The 25,700-nt window shown below is 40.4% G+C and carries 25 protein-coding genes; 14 read left to right on the forward strand and 11 right to left on the reverse strand.

The window, feature by feature from the left end:
* Nucleotides 1-108 precede the first annotated feature (108 nt).
* Nucleotides 109-1,155, forward strand: coding sequence for an extracellular solute-binding protein (locus ACN0T8_RS13705; RefSeq protein WP_417881188.1), 1,047 nt, complete (start codon nt 109-111; stop codon nt 1,153-1,155).
* 102 nt (nt 1,156-1,257) lie between these two features.
* Here ACN0T8_RS13705 and cobB read toward each other — a convergent pair whose 3' ends face one another.
* Nucleotides 1,258-1,971 (reverse strand): Sir2 family NAD+-dependent deacetylase, encoded by a 714-nt coding sequence (cobB, locus tag ACN0T8_RS13710; RefSeq protein WP_417881189.1) that lies wholly within the window; start codon nt 1,969-1,971, stop codon nt 1,258-1,260.
* 615 nt (nt 1,972-2,586) lie between these two features.
* Here cobB and ACN0T8_RS13715 point away from each other — a divergent pair.
* From ACN0T8_RS13715 to ACN0T8_RS13725, 3 genes are all read left to right on the forward strand, one after another.
* A complete protein-coding gene (locus ACN0T8_RS13715) occupies nt 2,587-4,938 on the forward strand; it encodes an ATP-binding protein (RefSeq protein WP_417881190.1) in 2,352 nt (783 codons plus the stop codon).
* Nucleotide 4,939: 1 nt separating this feature from the next.
* Nucleotides 4,940-5,827 carry a mechanosensitive ion channel family protein gene (locus tag ACN0T8_RS13720; protein ID WP_417881191.1) on the forward strand — a complete coding sequence of 296 codons (888 nt, stop codon included), beginning with the start codon at nt 4,940-4,942 and terminating at the stop codon, nt 5,825-5,827.
* A gap of 130 nt (nt 5,828-5,957) precedes the next feature.
* Nucleotides 5,958-6,230 carry a DUF2960 family protein gene (locus ACN0T8_RS13725; RefSeq protein WP_417881192.1) on the forward strand — a complete coding sequence of 91 codons (273 nt, stop codon included), beginning with the start codon at nt 5,958-5,960 and terminating at the stop codon, nt 6,228-6,230.
* Nucleotides 6,231-6,317: 87 nt separating this feature from the next.
* Here the strand turns inward: ACN0T8_RS13725 and nagK are convergent, their stop codons facing one another.
* On the reverse strand, nt 6,318-7,241 hold the full coding sequence (gene nagK / locus ACN0T8_RS13730) for an N-acetylglucosamine kinase (RefSeq protein WP_417881193.1): 924 nt from the start codon (nt 7,239-7,241) through the stop codon (nt 6,318-6,320).
* Nucleotides 7,242-7,474: 233 nt separating this feature from the next.
* Here nagK and ACN0T8_RS13735 point away from each other — a divergent pair, with 233 nt between their 5' ends.
* From ACN0T8_RS13735 to ACN0T8_RS13750, 4 genes are all read left to right on the forward strand, one after another.
* Nucleotides 7,475-7,942: an NlpC/P60 family protein gene (locus tag ACN0T8_RS13735; protein WP_417881194.1), complete on the forward strand. Its 468-nt coding sequence runs from the start codon at nt 7,475-7,477 to the stop codon at nt 7,940-7,942.
* A gap of 149 nt (nt 7,943-8,091) precedes the next feature.
* The gene (locus ACN0T8_RS13740; RefSeq protein ID WP_417881196.1) at nt 8,092-8,955 is read left to right on the forward strand and encodes a fructosamine kinase family protein; all 864 of its coding nucleotides are present in this window, start codon (nt 8,092-8,094) and stop codon (nt 8,953-8,955) included.
* Between the two features lie 325 nt (nt 8,956-9,280).
* Nucleotides 9,281-9,478, forward strand: coding sequence for a CPXCG motif-containing cysteine-rich protein (locus tag ACN0T8_RS13745; protein WP_417881197.1), 198 nt, complete (start codon nt 9,281-9,283; stop codon nt 9,476-9,478).
* A 171-nt stretch (nt 9,479-9,649) separates the two neighbouring features.
* Nucleotides 9,650-11,023 carry an MATE family efflux transporter gene (locus ACN0T8_RS13750; protein WP_417881198.1) on the forward strand — a complete coding sequence of 458 codons (1,374 nt, stop codon included), beginning with the start codon at nt 9,650-9,652 and terminating at the stop codon, nt 11,021-11,023.
* Nucleotides 11,024-11,087: 64 nt separating this feature from the next.
* Here the strand turns inward: ACN0T8_RS13750 and ACN0T8_RS13755 are convergent, their stop codons facing one another.
* Nucleotides 11,088-11,966: a DNA ligase gene (locus ACN0T8_RS13755; RefSeq protein WP_417881199.1), complete on the reverse strand. Its 879-nt coding sequence runs from the start codon at nt 11,964-11,966 to the stop codon at nt 11,088-11,090.
* A gap of 158 nt (nt 11,967-12,124) precedes the next feature.
* Here ACN0T8_RS13755 and hxpB point away from each other — a divergent pair, with 158 nt between their 5' ends.
* Complete coding sequence (gene hxpB / locus ACN0T8_RS13760; RefSeq protein ID WP_417881201.1) at nt 12,125-12,778, forward strand: hexitol phosphatase HxpB; 654 nt, start codon at nt 12,125-12,127, stop codon at nt 12,776-12,778.
* An 84-nt stretch (nt 12,779-12,862) separates the two neighbouring features.
* Here hxpB and ACN0T8_RS13765 read toward each other — a convergent pair whose 3' ends face one another.
* From ACN0T8_RS13765 to ACN0T8_RS13800, 8 genes are all read right to left on the reverse strand, one after another.
* Nucleotides 12,863-13,888 (reverse strand): formate dehydrogenase subunit gamma, encoded by a 1,026-nt coding sequence (locus tag ACN0T8_RS13765; protein WP_417881202.1) that lies wholly within the window; start codon nt 13,886-13,888, stop codon nt 12,863-12,865.
* 10 nt (nt 13,889-13,898) lie between these two features.
* Nucleotides 13,899-14,552 (reverse strand): formate dehydrogenase FDH3 subunit beta, encoded by a 654-nt coding sequence (gene fdh3B / locus ACN0T8_RS13770; protein ID WP_417881203.1) that lies wholly within the window; start codon nt 14,550-14,552, stop codon nt 13,899-13,901.
* Nucleotides 14,553-14,562: 10 nt separating this feature from the next.
* A complete protein-coding gene (locus tag ACN0T8_RS13775; protein ID WP_417881204.1) occupies nt 14,563-17,433 on the reverse strand; it encodes a formate dehydrogenase subunit alpha in 2,871 nt (956 codons plus the stop codon).
* 11 nt (nt 17,434-17,444) lie between these two features.
* Complete coding sequence (locus ACN0T8_RS13780; RefSeq protein ID WP_417881205.1) at nt 17,445-17,663, reverse strand: twin-arginine translocation signal domain-containing protein; 219 nt, start codon at nt 17,661-17,663, stop codon at nt 17,445-17,447.
* Between the two features lie 341 nt (nt 17,664-18,004).
* Nucleotides 18,005-18,640, reverse strand: a complete 636-nt coding sequence (locus ACN0T8_RS13785; protein ID WP_417881206.1) for a TorD/DmsD family molecular chaperone — start codon at nt 18,638-18,640, stop codon at nt 18,005-18,007.
* 2 nt (nt 18,641-18,642) lie between these two features.
* Nucleotides 18,643-20,337, reverse strand: a complete 1,695-nt coding sequence (locus ACN0T8_RS13790) for a 4Fe-4S dicluster domain-containing protein (protein ID WP_417881207.1) — start codon at nt 20,335-20,337, stop codon at nt 18,643-18,645.
* A 241-nt stretch (nt 20,338-20,578) separates the two neighbouring features.
* Nucleotides 20,579-21,139 (reverse strand): DUF3306 domain-containing protein, encoded by a 561-nt coding sequence (locus ACN0T8_RS13795; protein WP_417881208.1) that lies wholly within the window; start codon nt 21,137-21,139, stop codon nt 20,579-20,581.
* The gene (locus ACN0T8_RS13800) at nt 21,129-21,569 is read right to left on the reverse strand and encodes a DUF3305 domain-containing protein (RefSeq protein WP_417881209.1); all 441 of its coding nucleotides are present in this window, start codon (nt 21,567-21,569) and stop codon (nt 21,129-21,131) included. The genes ACN0T8_RS13795 and ACN0T8_RS13800 overlap by 11 nt, the downstream gene beginning before the upstream one ends.
* Before the next feature lie 219 nt (nt 21,570-21,788).
* Between ACN0T8_RS13800 and ACN0T8_RS13805 the strand changes: the two genes are divergently transcribed.
* The 5 genes from ACN0T8_RS13805 (at nt 21,789) to mobA (ending at nt 25,621) form a co-directional block, all read left to right on the forward strand.
* Complete coding sequence (locus ACN0T8_RS13805) at nt 21,789-22,622, forward strand: formate dehydrogenase accessory sulfurtransferase FdhD (protein WP_417881210.1); 834 nt, start codon at nt 21,789-21,791, stop codon at nt 22,620-22,622.
* Nucleotides 22,623-22,720: 98 nt separating this feature from the next.
* Nucleotides 22,721-23,536, forward strand: a complete 816-nt coding sequence (locus tag ACN0T8_RS13810) for a substrate-binding domain-containing protein (RefSeq protein ID WP_417881211.1) — start codon at nt 22,721-22,723, stop codon at nt 23,534-23,536.
* Nucleotides 23,537-23,562: 26 nt separating this feature from the next.
* Nucleotides 23,563-24,261: an ABC transporter permease gene (locus ACN0T8_RS13815; protein WP_417881212.1), complete on the forward strand. Its 699-nt coding sequence runs from the start codon at nt 23,563-23,565 to the stop codon at nt 24,259-24,261.
* Nucleotides 24,262-24,307: 46 nt separating this feature from the next.
* The gene (locus ACN0T8_RS13820; protein WP_417881214.1) at nt 24,308-25,015 is read left to right on the forward strand and encodes an energy-coupling factor ABC transporter ATP-binding protein; all 708 of its coding nucleotides are present in this window, start codon (nt 24,308-24,310) and stop codon (nt 25,013-25,015) included.
* Between the two features lie 6 nt (nt 25,016-25,021).
* Complete coding sequence (gene mobA / locus ACN0T8_RS13825) at nt 25,022-25,621, forward strand: molybdenum cofactor guanylyltransferase MobA (RefSeq protein WP_417881235.1); 600 nt, start codon at nt 25,022-25,024, stop codon at nt 25,619-25,621.
* The last annotated feature ends 79 nt before the right edge of the window (nt 25,622-25,700 follow it).

The raw sequence follows: 25,700 nt of genomic DNA on the forward strand, positions 1-25,700 counted from the left end.
CAATTTATATGACTATACTCACACTATTTTGAAGCTAATGACGATTCTGTAAAAGATGAGCATCAGCTAACGTGTTAAATCAATAAAAATTCCATACTGGGGGAATCAATGAAGACATGGTCTAAGTTTTTTGTCGGTGCAGCACTAGCAGCTACATTTACCACAGGTTATGCGCATGCTGAAGATAAAGAGCTTTATTTTTATAACTGGTCTGAGTATATCCCAAATGAAGTTTTACAAGACTTCACCAAAGAAACTGGAATTAAAGTCATTTACTCTACTTATGAATCCAATGAGTCAATGTACGCCAAGTTAAAAACACAAGGTAAAGGTTATGATTTGGTCGTGCCTTCCACTTACTTTGTATCTAAAATGCGTAAAGAAGGCATGTTGATGACAATTGACCACGCCAAGCTTTCTCACTTTTCTGACTTAGATCCTAACTATCTAAACAAACCTTTTGATCCAGGTAACGACTACTCTATCCCTTACGTTTGGGGGGCAACAGGTATCGGTATCAACACTGATATGTTAGATAAATCATCAATCAAAAAATGGGGTGATTTATGGGATCCGAAATGGGTTGGTCAATTAATGATGATGGATGACCCTCGTGAGCTATTCCAAATTGCCTTAACTAAATTAGGCTACTCTGGCAATACCACCGATCCAGAACAGATTAAGCAAGCTTACCTTGAGTTGAAAAAGCTAATGCCAAATGTATTGGTATTTAACTCAGACTTCCCCGCTAACCCTTATTTAGCAGGTGAAACATCACTAGGTATGTTGTGGAATGGTTCGGCTTACATGGCTCGTCAAGAAGGCGCGCCAATTCATATTATTTGGCCAGAAAAAGGAACTATCTTTTGGATGGATAGTTTAGCTATTCCTTCTGGTGCGAAAAATATTGAAGCGGCTTACAAAATGATTAACTTCTTACTGCGTCCAGAAAATGCTGCAAAAATCTCGATGGAAATTGGCTACCCTACACCGGTTAAAACAGCTTACCCATTATTGCCGAAAGAATTTGCTAATGATGAGAATGTCTTCCCACCACAGAAAGTCTTAGATTCTGGCGAATGGCAAGATGATGTTGGTGATGCTAACGTGCTATATGAAGAGTATTTCCAAAAGCTTAAAGTAGAAATGAATTAAGTTTCTTTCACTAAAGACTATAAGTGATAAATGCAAACCGCTGAGATTGAATAGTCTCAGCGGTTTTTTACATTAACTGAAACAGAAATAACATGCGCTGGATTAGAGTTTTAGTAGCTCATCAACAAGCTTTGGTACTTCAATACTTGCTTTACCGTAGCGTTTCTCTGCAAATTCGCTTTCTACCGCACTCGGTTCTAGGTTAATTTCGATAGTATGTGCACCATGCATTTTAGCATCGTGAACAAAACCTGCTGCAGGATAGACAACACCAGACGTACCAATAGAGATAAATAAATCGGCCTCTTCAATGGCGGCATAGATTTCCGCCATTTGTAGCGGCATTTCTCCAAACCATACGATGTGTGGTCTGAGTGGATTTGGAATTTGGCAGCAGTGACATAAATCATGTGTACCGAGATCATTAAAACATTCAATTACTTGGTTGGACTCCGGACAGCGAACTTTAAATAGCTCACCATGCATATGTATAATATTGTTACTTCCCCCTCTTTCGTGCAGGTTGTCGATATTTTGAGTCACAATTGTTACTTTACCATCGAGTTTGCTCTCAAGATCAGCTAAGGCTATATGAGCGAGATTCGGCTCGATATGGTTATCTTGCAACCCTTTACGGCGTTGATTATAAAAATTTTGTACTAATTCAGGGTTATAGTTATAACCTTCTGGAGTCGCGACATCTTCAATTCTATGATTTTCCCATAATCCATCTTGAGATCGGAAAGTTTGAATGCCAGATTCTGCTGATATTCCAGCCCCTGTCAGGATAACAATGTTTTTATATGGGAAGTTCATATGAATCCTTTTGAGGTAATGGTTTGTTGATTTGTATTTAACCTTTATACCCAAGTAACTGCAAGGTGCGAGTTTCAGCAAGAATAAACAAGCTTTAGGCAAGACAAATTGAATATGAGCATAGTCATGCTATCTCTGTTCAATTTAATGCAGCATAAAGCTTGTTTTAACTTGCCCTTCGGGAGCTTTTCATTCAAACCTCTTCTTTTTATAAGAGATAGGCCGCGTCAGATTGGTTTGAAAGGTGTCTACATTCCTTCGCCAATCTTCCTTGCCTAAAGGTTTGGATGATAGCTCTGAATTCTGCATCTTGAAGTCACTTGGGTATATAGGGATAATTTATCTTGTCTATTCATGTAATAGCAACGCCAAGATAAAAGTTTTGTGCTAGATCCCTATTTAATAATAATTATATCCAAGTGAATGATATAAAATATCGCTATTTCTTTGCCGAAGAACAAGCACTTAATGACAATAACTCATAGAATAAGTTATGATTTGTGCCGCTATTGTTCTATCTTTAGTAAGATATACCTAAGTCACTTTAAGATGCGAATTTCAGTGCTTTGAAGTCGCTTGGGTGTATGACCTATCAACTATTTATAAGTGATATCTATGGGTAAAATTTACCAATTCTGTTTGGCCCTCTTGTTTTTTTTCTCATTAAATGCACATGCAGAATGGGAACCAATACAACAATCACAAGTCGCAAAAATTACGCCACAAGCACAAAGTATATCGGATAAAGTTTCTAAACTACCTGATCCTTTATTTATGACGGATGCCGATCATGCAATAGTCGATGAACTACTTTCTACTACCCTTTATCAAATCGACAACACAACCAAAGACTTTAATGCGTCATTAAAAGAATACCGAAGCCAAGGTGGTCAAAAAGCATGGCTTTCAGCACAAGAAGATTATTTATCACTTCATAGTTTTAATCGTTCAAAGCAAGATTTACTCAAATTGGTCAATAACCGAGTTTATAATAACTTAACTGGTTTTGGCCCTTTTGGGGTAACTCAATTTAAAAATGAAATACATATTACCCAGCTTAATGCACAATATTTGATTTTCTTTCAAATTCAGAGCTTTAAGCAATTTATCAAAGACCTAGCAATCTCCCCAGTCCCGGTTATTGTCACTGTTATTAAAATACTCCTTGTTTATCTAATTTTGAATTGGTGGCTTCGCAATAGCCCTGACATGATCAAGCAATTCCGAAAAGCGAAATTAGATTCGTCGACAAGTTCTCCATCAATATGGGTTCGTTTATTGTGGTATATCAGCAAAGCCAATAAGCCAATTGCATGGTTAATTGCCATTACGATTTCCTTAGATGTCCTTTCAGGCTTACAAAGCCTAAAACACGTCAAATTTTTAGATATTTTCACTTGGTGGATTTTGGGTGGCTCTATCGCGGTCAAATTCATCTTAGAATTTGTCTATCGCAATAGTCGTAGTACTTCAAAAGATATCATTGCAATTCGATTATCCACCATTCGTTATTATGTTTGGAGTGTGATTGGTGCAGGAGTTTTATTACAAATCACGAAGACGACTGTCGGCGAAGGCACCATTTATCATTGGATGTCTAGTTTGATGTTTCTATGGTTTATTTTAACCACCATTGTGGTACTAAGAAAATGGAAGCCATATGTATTTAGTGACAATCACGTTGATTTAGACCACCCCATTTGGGCGCAATGGGCGATTAATCATAAGGATAGTTTTACGCTAGCAACCATTGCTACCGCGATATTGACATTTTGGATTTTTACTCGTCATTTAAAGCAATTCGTTATTTCAAACTTATCGCAATATGCCTTTTTCAGCCAAGCACTTGCTTACTTGTTCCGTATTGAAGTAGCTAAACAAAGTGATAATGATGGTCAAAATAACAACCTACATCCTCTTTCTGGTGATGAAGTTTTCCAATATGTTTTACCAGGACGAGAAGATAGTGAATTAATTAGCTATGCTTCTGATGAAATTAAGCAACTCTCACGTTATGTATTAACCAATAGCCCTGCAATGTGTGTTGTTACAGGTGAACGCGGTATAGGCACCACCACATTCCTAAAACAGATTTTGTACCGTGTTAATAATGCTGAACCTATTTATTTGAATTGTCCTAATGCAGGTTATTCAGAATTAGTGGCTAATTTAGCGGAACAAATCGGGTTAAGCCGAGAATCGACTGATATTCAACTGTTAGCTCATTTACGTAAAAGTGACACTTGCTATTTATTGGCTGTCGATAATGCTCAAAGACTCGTTAAACCTATGGTTGGTGGTCTATCTGGGCTTATGAAATTTGCGAATTTAATGCGCCGTTCTAAGAAAAATCACCGCGTATTATTAGCGATTGAAAAATCAAGCTGGCGCTTTGTCGACCGCGCAAGAGGCGAACGTTTATTATTCGATTTAGTAACATTTATGCCTCGTTGGTCTGAATCACAAATCACTAATTTGCTCGACTCTCGCTTAAATCAAGAATTAGAAAACCCTGTATCATTTGACGATTTAAATCTACCTAAACAGTGGGATCAGGATGATATTTCGGAAGAAGAACGTGTGCGTCAAGGTTTCTACCGTATCTTGTGGCATTATGCAGATGGTAACCCTACCGTCGCTCTGCGTTTCTTTCGTTTATCGTTACGTAAAGAACAAACCACAGAAAAAATCGTAGTGCGCCTCTTCCAAGCACCACAATCTGAAGAGTTGGAAAAAATGCCGAAACCTATGCTGGCTATTTTGCGCTCAATTGTGCAGCTTGAAATATCGACCCCAGAAGAGCTTTCAGAATGTACTCAACTCACTATTCCTGAAGTTATTGGCACATTACGCTACTTTGAAAGCCGCAATTATATTGAATGGTCAGATGATAAAGCGAAGATTTCCGATCATTGGTATCGATACATTACCAACGCTTTGCACCGTCAACATTTATTGGTGAAGTAATATGAAAAAGTTTCTTAGTTTAATCGTTTTATTGATGATGAGTTTACCTGTCTTCGCTACAGATGAAACAACTGAACATTTAGACAATATAGTGCAATTTACTAGCTTAATTCGTTGGGGAGGAGTATTTTTCTCTTTCTTTGTTATTTTGGCATCTTGGATATTATTACGATTTACCAATAGCTTAGTGGAAACCTTTAGTACCCAATTCGTACAATATCGAATGGTGCTACAAAAATTACAGTCTTTCTTCCAGTTTTTCGTTTATATGACAGCAGGTTTAGTTGTCTTTATGATTAGCTTTCGGATAAATGACCAAATCCTTACTTTGATTGGTGGTACGTTAGCGGTTTCCATTGGTTTTGCATTGAAAGATCTGGCTGCATCCTTCATTGCCGGTTTAACCGTTATGATTGATAGACCTTTCCAAGTTGGTGACCGAGTGACATTTGAAGGTAACTATGGTGATATCATCACGATTGGTTTACGTTCAGTACGTATGCGAACATTGACCGATGACATCATCACCATACCAAATAACAAGTTTTTAAGTGAAGTCACCATGAGTGGTAACTACGGCGCATTAGATATGCAATGTGTGATACCTTTTTATATTGGAATGGACCAAGATATCAATTTAGCCCGTGACTTGATTCAAGAAGCAGCGTCATCGAGCCGCTATATTCACTTACCTAAGCCGGTTGTCGTATTAGTTAACCAAGAAATTGCTGATAACTACATGGCAATAAAACTTACCTGTAAGGCGTATGTGGTTGATATTGTGTATGAAAAGTTATTCGAAACCGATATTACGTTACGTGTGATGAAAGAGTTTAAGCACCATAATATTCAACCGCCAATGATTGCGGTCCGCTCAACGGTACAGTAGTCATTGATTTAATGCCCCACCTCCCTATACGGTGAGTTGGGGTATATACTTGAAGTCACTTAGGTATATAATCCACATAATTAATTTTGAGCAGTAATTTCGGTTACTGCTTTTTCATTTAAGGCGTTTTATGTCTCGTACAATTTTATACACATACAAAAATGAAGAAAAAACCTTAGCATTTAGCTACCGTGATTTTCACTCGATCCATGAAGCGGTTGCTAATCATGAAGAGATTGATATTCGTGAGTATCTAAAAATGGAGCAATCGATTGAAGCGGTGTCGGATACTAAGACTGTTCGTAATTATCGCGATGCACATTTTAAAAAGCTTGGTTTTGGTAAAATCACCTTAATGCCGAAAGAAAATATAGGTATTGGGCAGAAAAAGAAAGAGAAGTAACCTCTCACTCTACTGCTGACTATTCCTCATATAAGAAAGGCTCGATGAAACACCATCGAGCCTTTTTGTTTTAGTTGATTTCGGGGGCTATTGAATATTTAAAAATGCAGCACCACGTACACCACCTGAATCACCATGTTTGGCTTTTAAGATATGAGGCACTTTACCGATAGAAAGTAAGTGAGGCTGGATACGCTTTGGCATTTCTTCGTAAATGGCTTCAAAGTTTGATAAGCCACCACCGAGTACCACGACATCTGGATCAAAAGCAGTGAAAATATTGCCTAAACAAATAGCTAGTAATTCCATAAAGCGCTCAACATGTTCAACCGCTTTTGGCTCTTTTTGCTGATACTGTTTGATGATATCGATAGCCTTCACTTGTTCATCATAATAGTGATGGTAAAGTTGCTCAAAACCACGGCCAGATAAGTAGTTATCGATACAGCCTTTTTTATCACAGCCACAACCAAATAATGGTGCATCTTTGTCTTTAGCACTATCGTTCAAGTAGAACCAAGCATCTATTGGCATGCGGGTATGACCTATCTCACCAGCAACATGACTACCGCCAGAAACCACATGGCCGTTAACGACGATTCCTCCGCCAAAACCAGTACCCAGTATTAAACCTAAAACGCTTTCTTTGCCTTGATGCTCTTCATCCCAAGCTTCTGATAGTGCAAAGCAGTTTGCATCATTTGCTACTTTTACTGGGCGATCTACCAAAGCTTCAAGATCTTTACGTAAGAATTTACCTTTCGCGGCCGGGACATTTGAAGTTAGCACAGCGCCATCTTCGACACTTTCCATTCCCGGAATTCCGATACCAATTGAACCTTTTAGGTCAAACTGCTCATCATATTTAGCCACTAAACTGGTAAGCGTCTCTAATAATGCTTGATAGTCTTCTCCAGGTGTTGGCACTCTTTCCGATGCGACTCTTTCTAACTTATCGTTAAAAGCACCAAATTCAATTTTTGTGCCACCGACATCAAAACCGTAATACATTAATTCTCTCCATAAATTAAAATATAAAATTAAAAACAAATAAAATTAGGTTTATTATCCATAAACTTGTTGTACAAACTGTGATGGTTACGCAAGTTAGGCTTCTACTGAATTTAAGTGCGCATTTTTCCGACATGTTTTGTCAATACTGTTACCTATTAATTGGCGTGCATTTACTCATTGCCCGTTATCCGATAGCATCGTATTAATCCACAAATTTTAAGCGTGTAGAAATGAAGAAAGCACTGACTATTTCATTGTTGAGTATCCTATTGTTGTCTGGCTGTGCTTCGAGCACACCACCAGTCCCACCTCTGCCTTCTACCCCTGTAGAGAAAATTGAGTTCCAACACTTATACAAATCATGGTCAGGTGTTCCTTATCAATTCGGCGGTAGTACCAAACGAGGGATAGATTGTTCCGCTTTTATGCAAGTCACCATGTCGACAATTTATCAACTGCACCTTCCGCGTACCACTGAATTACAAAGCCAACAAGGCTACTTTATTCCAGAAAATGAAGCGACTTTTGGTGATCTTGTTTTCTTTAAAACCGGTTGGAACCAACGTCATGTTGGGATGTACATTGGTAACAATCAATTTATGCATGCTTCAACCTCCAAAGGAGTGATTATTTCACGTTTGGATAATCCTTATTGGGCAAGTAAGTTTTGGCAGTTTAGGCGATTTAGTCCCAATTAAATGCGTTGTTTTCCTAAGTCATTTGGGTATAAACAACATCTTGAATAACGTCAGTAAATTAAACAAATTTTTGCGAATCAGCTCTCTAATTTAAATGTTCAACTAAGCTAATGTCATAGATTGATAACTTTCAGGTTCTGGAGGCAACTATGTGGCATGGTATTGCACAACAGCTATCACAAGTACTGGCGTTTGAATTTGCCATTCAAGAGCGAGAAAGGCTGCAAGGGGGTGACTGTAATCAGTGTTATATGATATCTGACAGTCAACAACGTTACTTTGTTAAAATTAATGATCGGGAATACCTACCTAAATTTGAATCTGAAATAGATAACCTATCAAGCCTTCTTCGTACTGGCACACTATCGGTTCCTCAACCGGTTACTTGTGGCGTAGTCAAAGAACATGCCTTTTTAATCTTAAACTACCTACCAACCAAACCTCTCACCGCACCAACGGACCAATATCATTTAGGGCAACAACTAGCTCAACTCCATTTGTGGGGAGAACAAAAAGAATATGGGTATGATGCAGATACCTATGTTGGCTTAAACTTACAACCGAATGCTTGGCATAAAAAATGGGGAATCTTTTTCTCTGAATGTCGTATTGGCTGGCAATTACAGTTATTAAAAGAAAAAGGGATTAAATTTGGTGATATTGAAGAAATCGTAGCGTTAGTGAAACAAAAAATAGGGTCTCATAACCCGAAACCTTCCCTTTTACATGGCAATTTAAGTGATAGTAACTACGCGTTATCCGTCAATGGCACAATCTGTTACGACCCTTCCAGTTATTGGGGAGATTCAGAGTGTGATCTGGCGATCATTGAAGAATTTAGTTTGCTCGGTCCTGAGTTTTTTGCCGGTTATGAAGATATTTTATCGATCGACGATGGTTACTATAAGCGACGTGAACTCTACCAATTCTATTATCTTCTTTGTCGATGTAATCAATATGGCGGTGAATATCTCGATCAATGTGTATCAAAGATTCAACTTATATCCAGGTAACTTATTGTTAATTCAGTAACTTAATTAACAAATAACAAAAGAGAGATATGCGTCGTAATAAAATGTCACTCATAGACTAGACTTACAATTATCTTCGACATAGTCGATTTTCTGCCATATGGTAGATTTTAAAAATACAATTGCACGATGAATATAAGGATAAATCAGACTGTTTTCGTTCATTACTTTGCACTAATTCAATCTTTTCGCTTTTTTTCAATCATGAACTAACTTAAAGCGCTAATATTGAATTAAACCAAATTAACCACTTGATTTATTTGTAGTTCATTCAGCTTAGCACAAAGACGTAGTAGTGAGGAAAGCAATGATAAAATACACAGAAAAAAGAGTATCCTGCCCACATTGCGGACATCAAATCGGTATAACTGTAGATTCATCGAGAGGTGATCAAGATTTTTATGATGACTGTCCTTCATGTAATCATGCTATTCACCTAGAACTTAAAGTTGATAATGCCAAAGTTCATCTCACTGTAGGGGTTGAAGACCATTCGATCTTCTAATATTTACAATAGGTTATAAGTATACCCAAGTAATTTGGGTATATCACTATTCCGATAATTAGTCCCAAATTATTCTGGATTTTTTTATTGCCTTTTTGTTAATTTTTTATCGCTAATTGTATACAACTAGATATAATTCTTTTCCGCCTTTTCACGCAGTTAGGAATATATATGCACCGTTATCGTAAAGAAGGGTCGATCCTTGTTAAATTAGCAACACCCGTGCTATTGGCTTCTGTTGCCCAAACTGGTATGGGATTTATTGATACTGTAATGGCAGGTGGCGTAAGTGCAACTGATATGGCTGCAGTTGCGGTTGCTTCTAGCATCTGGCTCCCTTCTATACTATTCGGTATTGGCCTGTTATTAGCCTTAGTTCCAGTTGTCGCTCAACTTAATGGCTCTGGCCGACAAATAAGAATTGCCCATGAAATTCAACAAGGTTTCTATTTGTCGTTTTTGGTCGCGATTCCTATTATTTTCGTCTTATCGCAAACCAAGCATATTCTTGACATCATGCATATTGAACCTGTGATGGCACAGAAAACCAATGGTTATATGTTTGCCATGATTTTTGCGGTTCCTGCTTTTTTACTCTTCCAAACATTGCGTAGCCTGTCTGATGGTTTATCGCTAACTAAACCAGCGATGATTCTCGGCTTCTTAGGTCTTGCTATAAATATCCCATTAAACTGGATTTTTGTTTATGGAAAGTTTGGTATGCCAGCACTCGGTGCAGTAGGTTGTGGCGTGGCTACCGCCATTGTTTACTGGATTATGTTTTTGTTGATGCTTACTTATGTACTGGTGGCACAACGCTTTAAGAACATTCATATTTTCAGCGAATTTCATAAGCCGAATCTGCACTCTTTAAAACGCTTATTCCGCTTAGGGTTCCCTATCGCGGCTTCACTATTTTTTGAAGTCACCCTATTTGCAGTGATTGCTTTACTTATTGCTCCACTCGGTCCTATTGTGGTTGCTGCACACCAAGTTGCGATTAACTTTTCAACGTTAATATTTATGTTACCGATGAGTATTAGTGCTGCTGTTAGTATTCGTGTTGGTCACCAACTCGGTGAAAAAAGTGTCGAAGGCGCTAAAATCTCAACGCATGTCGGGTTGTTATTTGGATTTTTGACAGCGCTTATAACCGCTTTATTAACGGTAGTATTTCGCCATCAAATAATTGATTTATATACAGAAAATCAAGAAGTAACCATTATCGCATTACACCTTTTGATCATGGCAGCGATTTATCAATGTAGTGATGCTATTCAAGTTGTTGCCGCCGGTGCACTACGTGGTTATAAAGATACCAGTTCCATCTTTAGCCGCACTCTCATTTCTTATTGGGGAATCGGCATGCCGGTTGGTTATATTTTAGGAATGACCGATTGGATAACCTCAGAACCAATGGGGGTAACTGGCTTTTGGGTTGGTATCATTATTGGGTTAACTACCGCGGCCATTTTATTATCACTTCGCTTATTATGGTTACATAAACAAGAAGATGATGTGCAGTTAGAGTTTGCTGGTCGTTAGATTTAATAAAGGCTCGATTACTGTCGAGCCTTTATCCTCAAGTCACTTGGGTATATATGCCCTATTACGCGCCTTCATTTCTCACATAAACAAAGCGTGCAAAGCGTGGTAATCCGTTTTGTGTGTAACCATTAAATCGAAAAGTAATTTTAGATCCTAAAGCCGGTGGGTTTTCTCTTAATTCATCAGTCAGTCCGCTACCAATATAGAAACGCTTCCCATCTTTCCATTCAACGTACAAGGAGCCCGTTTTTAATGCATTTCGTCCTTTTCCAGGTTTATAACCAATCACAACCGCTTCATCATCTTGGTAGGATTTAAGCTTTAAAAGATCTTCACTACGACCATGTTGATAAAGACTGCTGAATTTCCTTAGCATTAAGCCTTCACCATTTTGCCTTTCAATTTGTTCTAGTTTCTCAAATAACGCGTCACGGGATAGAATAGCTTCATACTCTATTCGTTCTAAATATGGTGACTTAGCCTTATAAACGGCATGAGTTAGCCATTCGCTTCTAGAGGTAAATGGAGCTTCCTCGTCAATCATATCAAATGCTACATAGCGAATATGCGTCCAACCTTCATCATTAGGAATATCATCAAGAACAGTTCGTTGAACTTTAGAAAATTCCCCTCTACCCGCCCATAATTCACCATCTAATTTGGTGTTTGGGAAATTTTTAGTAAACCATTTCGGTGCATGAATGGGGTGTCCATTTCGTGTATAGAATTGCTCACCATCCCAAAATGCTCGTATGCCGTCCAACTTTTCACTCATGTAGTAATCTTGAAGATTAATATCATCGTCATACTCATTAGCGAGCATTAGTTGCACCTTGTCATTCTCTTTCGTATTAACCTCCGCATTGGTTACAAATGCCGTTGGTAAGCACGAGATTGTCAGCATAAAAGATAGTGGTGTGAAATATTGATTATTAGCCATAAGTCCTCCTCAATTCAGTGTAAACAGAGTGCTGGATTCAAGGCTTTTTAAAACGAAAAAATGCGATTGGCAGGAAACAAAAAAATAAGTGAGCATCATATAAGTTACAAATAATAATGATAAACTCATGCACTACATTTAATAGATGAGAATTTGCAATGATTAAAGCAGCTGTGTTTGATATGGATGGTCTTATGATCGACTCGGAACCTTTTTGGCGACAAGCCCAATTGGAAGTGTTTCCAACCCTTGGGGTAAAGATCAGCTTACAAGATACCATTGATACTACTGGTATTCGTATTGACCAAATTGTTGAGCAATATTTTCGTCAACAGCCATGGGAAACTCACAGCTGTGATGATGTCTGCACTATGATTTTAAATCGCGTAATTGCGTTAGTGGAAGAACACAAACCATTGATGCCAGGGTTATTTCATGCGCTTGAAACATGTCAACAACTAGACTTAAAAATTGCACTTGCTTCATCTTCACCTATGGTTCTGATTCAAGCGACATTACATGCGTTAGAGCTAGATGATGTGTTTGAAGTGGTATTATCTGCAGAACGCCTACCTTATGGTAAGCCTCACCCTGAAGTATATTTGAATTCCGCTAACGAATTAGGCGTGTCGCCATTAGAATGTGTTGCGTTAGAAGATTCTTTTACCGGTTTATTAGCAGCTAAAGCCGCACAAATGAAAACAATTGTGATTCCAGACGATCACCATGCAAATCAACCAGAATTTGTGATTGCTGATTATAAACTCAGCTCACTTGAAGAAATTACACCAGAGTTACTAGAAGCTTTGTAATAAATCATTAAATAAAATTTTCAATATTCGATAATAACAAAGCAGCTAAAAACTAGCTGCTTTGATTACTAAGACTGGAAATGGTTAGACTTTGGGGTCTTCCACTTTGCCTTGAGCTTTCATTTCTTCATACCACAAATCATGATGCTCTTTAGCCCACGTCTCATCTACTTTACCTTTCACCATGCCTTCTAGAGCGCCTTCCATACCGAATAAACCGATATAAATATGGAAGATAAAGCCACAGATCAGGATCAAGGCTGAGATCATGTGCGCTAAGTTAGATAGTTCCATATCTCTACGTCCTTGACCAAACATCGGGAAATCTAAGATAAATCCGGTGATTGCTGCCACAACCCCCATGAAGATTAGCATCCAGAAGATCAGTTTTTCTCCCGCATTGGAAAATTCAGCCGATGGATGAGATCCCTTATGTTTACCAACCATACCACCTAACTTCAAACACCAATCAAGATCGATTTTCTTAAAGGTACTTTTACGCCACCACTTAATTAGTACCGTAATCAGTAAAATAAAGAAAATAGGACCGATGTAGTTATGGTATTGCTTGGCAAAGTAGATGATATCTCCCCATGCTGCAGTTGAAATAAAAGGCTTGAGGATGTGTTTTCCCCATACCAATGTCATTCCTGAAAACGCGAGGCTAAGGAAAGTAAATGCCATTGACCAGTGCAGCGCACGATCAAAGCGTGACCAACGTTTAATGGTACGTCCTGTTCTTGGTTTACTTAGTTTTAGTGGGCCGACGATAAAGTACGCCAGTGTTACTATCGTCAAACTACCTAGTACTGCAATCGCACCTAATGGTGACATCCACTTTTCTTTTAATTTATACCATGCCTCATTTGCGGTGCTGACTAAAATGCCATGCTCCATCGATTGAGAAGTGGTATAGCCTTCCTGCCCATCTTTCACTTTCTGAAAAAACTCATCACCCGCTAGGCGAGTCATTTCTTTTTCAGCCGTCGTAGCAGGTGCAACACCGGTTTGTTTATTGTCGTTGTCGTTAGCCAAAGTGCTCAAACTCAGGCACAACATCATCACTGCCACCAAAGAGACAGCAAACGTCTTGAATGATTTCATAAACATGCCTAGCTCCTTATTTGTGACTACTTGATTGTGATGCATCATGTGTAAGAGAGTCATCATAAATAACCCCGGTAACTTTGCTGCGATCGTCTATACCTCCACGATCATGTACTCGTTTTGCCATAATTTGAGCGATTTTATCTGCAGGACCAGCCATTAATGCCTTAGTCGAGCAAAGAGACGCACACATTGGCAGCTTGCCTTCCGCGATACGGTTAGCGCCATACTTTTCACGTTCTTCTTGTGAGCCCGCTTCTGTTTCAGGACCACCGGCACAGAAAGTACATTTATCCATTTTGCCACGTTCCGCAAAGGCACCATGTTGAATAAATTGTGGTGCGCCAAATGGACAGGCAAATAAGCAGTAACCACAACCAATACATAAGTCTTTATTGTGTAGAACAATATTGTCTTCTGTACGGTGGAAGCAGTCAGCAGGACACACCGCCATACAAGGCGCATCGTCACAGTGCATACAAGCCACCGAGATCGACGCCTCGCCGACTTCACCATCATTAATGGTTACAACACGGCGACGTTGAATACCCCATTCAAGAGCATCATCGTTTTCGTTTTTACAGGCAGTGACACAACCATTACATTCAATGCAGCGTTCCGAGTCACATAAAAACTTCATTTTTGATTTTTTATCTTTCGTAGACATAACCTACCCCTTACGCGTTTGAAGTGCTGGTGGCTTTGCTGATTTTACAAAGCGTCACTTTGGTTTCTTGCATTTGAGTCACAGGGTCATAACCATAAGTCGTTGCCGTGTTTGCTGACTCGCCAATAACGTAAGGATCAGTACCTTCTGGATACTTCTCGGTTAAATCCTTGCCCTGGAACTTGCCGCCAAAGTGGAATGGGATAAACGCCAGTCCAGGTAGAACACGATTCGTCACCATGGCTTTCACCTTAATGCGACCTTGTTCTGCACCTTCTACCCACACATCATCACCATCTTGAATGCCATTGGCCTGTGCTTCTTGTGGGTTAATTTCCACAAACATTTCTTGTTGAAGCTCAGCCAACCAAGGGTTAGAACGGGTTTCTTCACCACCACCTTCGTACTCAACCAAACGGCCAGAGGTCAGAATAATTGGATATTCTTTCGAATGGTCTTGATCTTGTATTGATTTATACAAAGTCGGTAGACGATAAATTGCATCGTTATCTTCCCACGTTGGATAGTCGGCAATCAGATCACGACGTGGTGTATACAGTGGTTCACGGTGCAATGGCACGCGATCGGGGAACTGCCATACGATAGTACGCGCTTTACCGTTACCAAATGGAATACAACCATGCTTAATTGCAACACGTTGAATGCCGCCTGATAAATCCGTCTTCCAGTTTTTACCTTCAGCCGCGGCTTTTTCTTCAGCGGTTAACTCATCCCACCAACCAAGTTGCTTGAGTAGCTTGTCTGTAAATTCAGGGAAACCATCTTCAATTTCACAATCTTTTGAGAAACTACCATCCGCCAACAGGCTCTTGCCTTCAAATTCGACACCAAAACGCGTACGGAAGTTACCACCACCGTTCGCAACGCTTTTCGATGTATCATAAAGAATGTGAGTCCCCGGATGTTTCAGCTCAGGCGTTCCCCAGCATGGCCAAGGTAGACCATAGGTTTCGCCTTTGACTTCACCGGATTCCGCTTCAAGATTTTCGTGACTGAACAAGTGCCAGTTTTGTTGATGGAACTTCAATCGCTCTGGGCTTTGGCCTGTGTAACCAATTGTCCACATGCCGCGGTTAAATTCACGGGTGATGTCTTCAATAACTGGCTGATTATTCTTGATTTCTACATTTCTAAATAACTCATCGGCAATACCAAGCTTTTTAGAGAGTAGATACATGATTTCATGATCAGGCTTTGATTCGAATAAAGGATCAATTACTTGATCACGCCATTGAACCGAACGGTTTGAAGCCGTCACCGAACCATAGGTTTCAAACTGAGTCGTTGCCGGTAGTAGATAAACACCGTCAGTACGATCATTAATCACCGCTGCAACGGTTGGATATGGATCGACAATCACCATCATATCCAGCTTTTGCATCGCTTTTGGCATTTCATGTCCACGGGTTTGCGAGTTCACCGCATGGCCCCAGTAGAACATGGCACGAATATTATCGTTTTGCTCAATGCGAGACTTATCTTCTAGAACACCATCTACCCAACGAGAAACAGGAATACCCATATTATTCATTGGTAGCTTGCCGTTGTATTTGCGTTGATCAAAACGGCCTTGTAGCCAGTTATAATCAATGCCCCATACTTTTGACCAATGCTGCCATGCGCCTTCAGATAAACCGTAGTAGCCCGGTAAATCGTGAGATAATACGCCAAAGTCGGTTGCACCTTGTACGTTATCGTGACCACGGAAGATATTTGCACCGCCGCCAGACTTACCCATGTTGCCAAGCGCCAGTTCAAACACACAGTAAGCACGAGTATTGTTATTACCCGTCGTATGTTGAGTACCGCCCATACACCAAACCACACAACCTGGTTTATGATGAGATAAGGTCTTCGCCGCTTGGTAAACTTCCGCTTCAGGAATGCCCGTTACACGCTCAACTTCAGACGGGCTCCACTTCGCGACTTCTTCACGAATTTCATCCATACCGAATACGCGTTGGTGGATAAATTTTTTGTCTTCCCAAGCATTATTAAAGACATGCCACAACATACCCCAAATAAAGGCAACGTCAGTACCTGGTCGCAAAGGAACATGTTGATCGGCTTTTGCTACGGTGCGGGTTTTACGAGGATCCGCAACTACGATCTTACAACCACGTTCTTTGGCAATAAGAATGTGCTGCATCGCAACTGGGTGAGCTTCCGCAGGGTTTGAACCAATAAATAGAATCGACTTACAGTTATGCATGTCGTTAAATGAGTTGGTCATTGCGCCGTAGCCCCAAGTGTTAGCAACACCGGCTACTGTGGTCGAGTGACAAATACGCGCTTGGTGATCAACGTTATTGGTGCCCCACATCGAGGCCATTTTACGGAAGGTATAAGCTTGTTCGTTGCTATGCTTAGCGGAACCTAAAAAATACACCGAATCAGGGCCAGATTCTTGACGAATTTTTAATGCTTGGTTACCGATTTCTTCAATCGCGGTATCCCATGAAATCCGTTTCCATTTGCCGCCCTCTAACTTCATTGGATATTTTAAGCGACGTTCGCCATGACCGTGTTCACGTAAGGCTGCACCTTTGGCACAATGGCCACCGGCATTAAATGGGTGATCAAAAGCAGGCTCTTGACCTGTCCACACGCCATTTTGCACTTCTGCATAAATGCCACAACCTACCGAACAGTGAGAACAAATGGTTCTTTTCACTTCAGTTGGTGCGGATCGGTCCACTTCTTGAGCTTTGGCTTTTTTCATAATGCTAGGGGCAAACATAGATGCGCCCACAACTGCACCACCGGCAACGATACCGGTATTTTTCATGAAATTACGACGACTTAAACCTAGTTGGCTCTCGCTTTTCGAGACGCTATCAGAGCGCTTTGTCAGTTTCATTATCGCTACTCCTATAGAGAATCGAAATAATCACGAATGTGTTGCGTTTCGTGATAGCCCTTTTTTAATTTTGGCTGCTCATTATTTTGAGGCTTTTCTGCAGCAGATACTTGCGTTGAAATACCGGCTACCACTACACCACCTACAACCGCGGCAGTCGTGATTCCCTTGAGTAAATCTCGTCGACTTTTGTTGACGCTCTCTTTATCTAGAGATGTTGTCGTTTTCATACATTGCTCCTTACAATACCAACCGCATGAATTCGCTGATCATTCTTGCTTGCTAAAACTCTCGATAACTGCGTTATAAATTTTGATTGTAGGGAAACTACTTATCGAAAATTGATGCCTTGTTCTCAAGATTTTTTCTACGCAATTTCTGCTCATCTAACTCATTTGATTGGTATAACCGTGTATCCGGTTATCGGAAACCATTGTTAAATAAGCAATTTGATGAATTGATTCACCGAATCGCTTATGGCGCAGATTTAAATTGCTTGCAATAGCAATTAAGGTCCATGGTTGAACCTGAAAACTCCCCCCAAGCCTTTCTTCTTGAGGGAACTTTATTCTTATTGCAGATGAGTTATTTCGCTTGACGATGATTTTTCGCTATATCGTACCTGTTCAATTAAGCCAAAGTGGCGTAGTACCCGTGAAACCGGTAAGTAAAACTGAGCCGATTTAGCCTTCTCAATTTCATTACAAAATGAAATAAACCACGGGCGAATATGAGCATTAAAAAACTGTTGCTGAGAATCGAATTCCTCAAACTGCATCATAGACATCACTTCTAACAGCGCCGAAATACTGTCTTCTGGCTCGCGAATATCTTCTTGTCTTTCAAAGCCAAAACGTTTGAGATCTTGGCGAATCGCAACCAATGGTTTTTCCATTAAGGTGCCCGCAATGTGCCATGAACTAAATGGCACTACTTCACCGCAGCCAATACCAATAAATAAGTCTTGGTACTCCTCAGCAACCTGTTGTGTTGTCGTTACCATGGCGGTTTCTTTTAACTTAAACCAAGCGTTAGTCATTGCGTGTTGTTCACACGGTTCAACTTCTAGTTCACTTAACCATTGCAGAACTTCTGATGATGGTGCTTCACGGAATAAGCACGCCAGTAAGCCATAAATTTCCGCCGTCACCTGTTCTTGTTCATCAATAAGGTCTTGCTGAGCAATATTTTCATTCGACTGTGACATAGTTAAATATCCAATTGTTTTGCAGGGTTAGCGGTAAGATCTGAAAACAAATCACGCACGCGACAATCTTCACACATCGCAATACGGCGCAATTTCTCTTCACTAGCAAAATGAGAGTGACCGCGTAACTTATCTTGCAGCATTTCGATCATTGAAGCGGGAGCAAATGGTTTACCACAGCTTAAACAATGCGCCGCTGGCTCTTGATGCAGTGTCATATCTTGTGTGCGCTGCTGCTTATTCCAGTTAAATCTAGGCTCTAGGTTAATGACTTTTTCTGGGCAGGCACTTTCACATAATCCACATTGAACACAGTCTTGCTCAGTAAATAACAACGCCGGACTATCACCTTTGGCATGTAAGGCTCGCGTTGGACAAACCGACACACAGCTCATACATAAAGTGCAGTTATCAGAATCACAACTCACGCTACCAAAAGGTGCACCATTCGGTACTGGCGCAATATTATTGGTCACAAGGTTGGTATCTGGAGTGTAGTGTTCGGCGAGTAAATCTAAAGCATTGAACAAACGATCACGCTTCATACCTGATTGAATATTGCTTGTGGTAATTGCCAGCGGTTGCTGAATTAATGTCGAGGCGCTGTGGCGTAAATCCTCCATGTAAAGAATATCGATACGTTGCTTTTCTAGCCCTAGTTGAACCAATAAGGTTTGCGCAATTTCAACCTCGGTTTCTAATACACGAATAATGGTCGCGGGCATGTGTCTACTCGCCGCAAACATCACCTGACAGGCACCATGAACCAGCGCACTAAACCAAGTATCAATTCCGACACTTGGCAACTCATCTAAAGTAATCGGAATGACGTTGTCAGGTAGCATACCTAGCATCATTAGGTTGTATTTCTCATGACGTTCACTGCAAAACATCACGATTGGCGTTTCCCCACCCTCTGCAAAGTACTTGGCTAGCACGCGCTCAATAAAGGTTTGAGTTTCTGTCGGCTCCGGCAGTGCGTAACTGATGGCTTCAGTGGGGCAAGATGTCGCACAAGTACCAACGCCTTGACACAAATAAGGATTAATTTCGATTTTATGGCCAGTTTGTTCGCTACCTTGGCTGGTTAATGCTCCAGCTGGACAAGCATCAATACAACGAGTACACCCTTTCACACCTCGTGAACTATGAGCGCATAATTCAGTGTTCAAACGAAAAAATTTCGGCTTATCAAAGGTGCCGATAAGATCTGGAATGGTTTCTAGCGATTCATCAAGTGTTGGGTAACCACGACCGCTTGGGTAGTAACCCGGAACCGGCACTTCTTCCGTCATGATGCCATCAGAGGTGAGATCTAAAACCACATCGAAATGATCTTCACCAGTCACAACCCGCGCTAAATTATGCGACGAACCAGAGCGAGTAATACGAACGTCAAAGTGACCAAGAAAACCAGAAATCGTCACTTGTTGAGAATAGAAACACTGAGTAGAAGGAATGACTGTTGAGGTTTGAGTTTCAGCACCAACCATTAAAGCCGTCACCGAGTTCATCGCATCAAAATGACCAAATGCCGCTTCCACTTCTTGCAGTTTTCCAACAATCAGTAGATTGCCACGAGACTCGTAGCTCACGGTGGGTGGGATCAAGTTTTTTAGCTCGATTGTATTTAACAACGCGAATGAACGAGCTTTACCGTTAGCGCTCGATTGTTGCCCTAAAAATGATGTTAACATTGCTCTTCTTCTTATTTTGAAGTTCTAATTTTTTGTAGTATTTCAAATCGATTTAATCAACGAGCACTAGTGTCACTGATAATAACCTTTTTAAAGATATGGTTAAGTTATAATGTGATGAAAACGCTAAATTTTTGAATTAGAGCCCTTTTTAATGACTGGAATGAGAATCGATATTAATATGGGAGCACAAATCTTAACTAAATAAAGACTTATTCCAGTGTGGGTATTATAAGTCTTATCATCCTGACTTTTGATTACCCTCATCTATCGCCACTTTAGCTCGCACGCTTTCTTCTGTTTCAAAAGAATCTTGATCATCTTGTTTTAATTCTAGTTTTTCAGCTTCAACGTGAGTGACTTCTAATTCTTCATCTTCTTCGAACACTTCTTCGACACGCTTGTGCCAACTGCGCAAAGTATCTGCGACATCTTTAGGTAGGCTTTTTACTTTGGTGTAATCCATGTTGTAGCTATCAAGCGGATCGATGCCGGAAAACTCATCAGAATGAAATAGCGCGCGAAGTTTCTGCTGTTTTTCTTGTTTTGAAAAACCATCAGCAAAGGCATGACCGATAGTCGTCAGTGGTAACTCTTGAGTAGCTTGTTCTTCACTTTCAGCATTTTTAGAAGCCAGCTCTTTTGGCTGCTGATTAGTGGCGTTCGAATTTGCATCGGTCGAATTTAGTGCATCATCTGACTGCGCTGTGAGTGGCGCGTCTAGCTGCTGTCTTTCTTCCAAGGTTTCTTCTAAGCTTTCATTCTTTTTGGTTAACCAACGCTGAAATCGATTAGTTGCCATTTGAACGCCCCGCGCCTTGACGCTTTTTCTTACGAACTTCTAATAACTCACCGTGTCTACCGATAAAGGCTTCCATCCAAGCTTGAATCGGTAATGGCATATCAATGGATAACACTAAGTAATCGGTATCCATGTAACAAGCAATTGCCGCCTGTGAGGCGGTTAAGTGTGAAATTTTAGGTGCAGAATTGGTGTCTAAAAATGCTAATGCAAGAAACAGTTTCGGCTGCTTTGAGCTAAGGTTAAAACGGTAATCAGTACGCTCATCTTTATACAATTCGAGTAGTTGTAAGTACGGATGAGGCTCAGTAGTATCAGGCGTTAGATCGATGCCTTGCCATTGCCAAGATTCCGTTTCCCAGCGACCAACATGTTTGATTTGCTTTTCTAATAGACAGAGAACTGGCCAGCTGTGAGTTGTTTTTTTCATCAAAATTGAAACCCTTTTTCTACGTGCACGGATTTTGTTCTACGATAACGTAACAATGTTTGACATAAATCATTAAACTTACTAATAATAGGGTAATTCACCCATTTATGGGTAGTCGCTAAGCGAATTAATTGGTTTATTATTGATTTTAAGCGTATTTTTTGCTGCCAGAATTCCCCCATTCCAGTAAGAAGAGCCTCAAACTCTCAAGGAGCTCATGTGTCTGAATACCCAAGTATCATCAAAAGCGGTTCTACACCTGTTCAAACGGAAACCGTAGAAGTATTCGATGAGTATGGCGAAAGACTCACTAAAGAAATCGCCTGTGAGCGTCCTCTTACTGTGTTATTAAATTGGAAAGAAATCGTCACCTTGATGACATTAGGTTCTCGTCCTGAATCCTTGGTACTCGGGTATTTAAAAAACCAAGGTTTCCTGCATGATCCAAAAGCAATTGAATCCGTTATTATCGATTGGGAAACGCAAAGTGCTGCGATTGTCACCAATGAAAATACCGACCATTTAGATAAAGCATTAGAGAAAAAGACCGTTACGTCTGGCTGCGGTCAAGGCACCATGTATGGCAACGTAATGGCGCAACTAGAAAACTATCAAGTCCCACAAGTTGTCCTTAAACAATCTGATATTTACACCACATTTGAAGCGTTAACTCATTTTAATGAAACCTACAAAAAAGCCGGAGCCGTTCATGGTTGTGCGGTATGTCGTGGCAGCGAAATCTTATCCTTTGTGGAAGATGTTGGTCGCCATAATGCGGTGGATACTTTGGCCGGCGAAATGTGGCTAAAACAAGAAGCAGGTGACGATAAGACCTTCTACACCACAGGTCGCTTAACCTCTGAAATGGTGATTAAAGTCGCGCAAATGGGCATTCCTACATTGTTGTCTCGCTCTGGTGTGACTCAAATGGGGCTCGACCTTGCTAAACAATTTGGTATTACCACAATTGCTCGCGCTAAAGGGTTACGCTTTCAAGTGTTTTCTGGAGCAGACAAAATTGAATTTGATGTCAAAGGAAACCAATCGGAATAATTAAACCGCTTGGTTTTCTTTTGATACAAACAAATGGCCTTTTATTGGGCCGTCATTAATAAAATTGGTCTAACCATTAACAATAAGATGGAATTTCTATGAAAATGCGCTTTTGGGCAACTGCCCTGCTTTGCTTAGCTACTCTCGTTCCAACCGCTAATGCACAAGATGCCAAAACGATTCGTCTGGCAACGACAACCAGTACCTACCATTCAGGTCTTTTAGACTACCTACTGCCTAAATTTAAAAGTGAAACTGGTTACACCATTGATGTGATTGCAGTGGGTACAGGTAAAGCTTTAAAAATGGGCGAAAATGGTGACGTTGATTTGGTAATGACTCACGCGCCGGGCGCAGAAGCAGAATTCATCAATAAAGGTTTTGGTGTCGAACCTCATCACTTAATGTATAACGACTTTATGATTGTTGGTCCTAAAAACGATCCTGCGGGCATCAAAGATGAAAAATCAGCCGCTAAAGCATTAAAAACGCTAGCTGAGAAAAACATTACTTTTGTTTCTCGTGGTGATGATTCAGGTACCGATAAAAAAGAAAAAGCAATCTGGAAACAAGATAACATTCAACCTAGCTTCTCTGCTTACCGTTCCGTCGGTCAAGGTATGGGCCCAACATTGAACATGGCATCTGAGCTTCAAGGTTATACGCTAACTGACCGTGGAACTTGGATTGCTTATGAAAGTAAACTTGATCTAGAAATCATGGTAGAAGGTGATAAAGCGCTATTCAACCCATATCAAGTTATCTTGGTGAATCCTGATCGCTATAACGGATTAAACACTAAAGGTGCGCGTGATTTCAGTAACTGGTTAATCTCTAAACATGGTCAACAACTGATTAATGATTACCAGTTACAAGGTCAGAAATTATTTACCGCAAGTTACGACGGTAAATAAGCCAGTTAAATTGTTGAGAGAAAAGAATGCAGATCTGGCAAACGACACTTGATGCACTTCAGTTATTAGTCAGCTTTGATGCCGACTTATGGAAAGTCGTGTCTGTGTCTTTTTCGGTTTCAATTAGTGCCATCCTATTGGTTTTAATACCAGCATTACTATGCGCGTTTATTTTGGCCTATTGTGAATTCCCCGGGCGCTGGATGCTGCTTTCTTTTGTTCATACATTACAAGCCGTTCCAACGGTTGTGATCGGCTTACTTTTGTATATGACGTTATCGCGCGCAGGCCCATTAGGGGATTGGCAAATGCTATTTACCCAAAAGGCGATGATCTTAGGGCAGATATTGATTAGCTTCCCTATCCTAGTTTCGTTGATGTATGGCGCATTTCAAAACAGCGATAAACGATCAATTGAAACCTCTTATACGCTAGGAGTTAGTCGTGTACGTATTTTAATGACTTTGCTGTGGGAAACACGCTTTCCTTTATTTGCAGCGGTTGTGGCGGGTTTTTCTCGGATCATCACCGAAGTCGGTTGTTCTATGATGGTGGGTGGTAATATTCTCAATTCAACTCGCAACATTCCGACGGCAATTGCGCTAGAGAGCCAGAAAGGCGCGTTTGCTCAAGGGGTCGCACTAGGCATGGTTCTTTTGTTACTTGCCTTAGTGATGAACTTTATTTTAACGTCTGCCAAGGGTCAGGGGCATTTACGGGTTTAGTTTTCTAAACTTTTCCTCGTAAGCACTATACACAATGGAATAAGCCATGCTGCCACTACACGTGTCTAATCTATCAATGCAATTTAAGGATAAGGTTCTATTCCATATCCCTAAGCTGCAACTTGCTCCCAATGAAGCAGTGTATTTACGTGGCGATAATGGCGTAGGCAAAACCACATTATTAAAAATATTATCCGGTCTTATCGAACCCACTTCCGGCAATTTAAGTCATTCCCAGTCTTGGTTATCACGTTGGTTTAACCCGAATAAACACGGCATTGTGTATTTACATCAGTCTCCTTACCTATTTGATGATACTGTTTACCAGAATGTTTTATATGCCATCAAATTTTCTAAACTGTCTCGCCAAGAAAAACGAACTCAAGTGATCACTGCATTACGTAAAGTGAGTCTTGAAACCCTTGCCGATGAGCATGTATCGGTATTATCTGGTGGAGAAAAACAACGCATAGCCATGGCGCGAGCTTGGATCACTAAGCCGGCAATTCTTTTAATGGATGAACCTAGCTCTAGCCTTGATCTTGAATCTATTTCACGCCTAACCTTGTTAGCCAAAGAGCTATTAGAAATTGGTTCAAGTTTAGTTATTACTAGCCATCAACAAAATGAACTGACTCAACTATGTTCAAAGCAATGGTGGATAAAAAATCATACTTTGGTTGAATCGCCGTTATTACAAATAATTCAAGATTCAGCCAAACCTGAACAACGACATCAAACCACGGTGCGATAGAAAATGATGCTAAAACCTCAACAAATCGATTGGGTGATCCTCGCTGGAGGCCAAGGCTCTCGCATGGGAGGCATGGACAAAGGGTTAGTTGAACTCAATGGTAAGCCACTGATTGAATATGTGATTGAAGCATTGCAACCCCAAATGTCGAGTATCACGATTAACGCTAATCGTAGTCATGATATTTATCAGCAATACGCTCCTGTAATCGCTGATCGCTTCACTGACTTCCCTGGCCCACTAGGTGGTATTCATGCTGGGCTTAGTCGCCTAGGTGAAAATCAACAAGGTGAAAACCTATGGGTCGGTTTTGTGCCTTGCGATAGTCCGAATATTCCTAACAATCTCGCGCAAACTTTTTGTGATGCGTGGCATGAAGATGCAGATATTTTAGTGGCTCATGATGGCGAATTTTATCAACCGGTATTTACCCTATTTCACCGTCGCGTCGTTGAAAAACTGCATGCTTTTTTAGAACGTGGTGAACGTAAAATCATTCTATTTTATGATGAGTGCAATACGGTCAAGGTTGATTTTTCGAATGCAAAAGACACATTCATCAACTTAAATACGCCAGAACAGCTCAAGACGTTTTCTCAACGCTAATTTATACCCAAGTGAATTCTGCATCTTGAAGTTACTTGGGTATATCTCATCAAATCAAATATAACGAGAAGGTTTTTCT

Origin of the sequence: Vibrio sp., from assembly GCF_048266485.1 — a bacterium.
GTDB lineage: Bacteria > Pseudomonadota > Gammaproteobacteria > Enterobacterales > Vibrionaceae > Vibrio.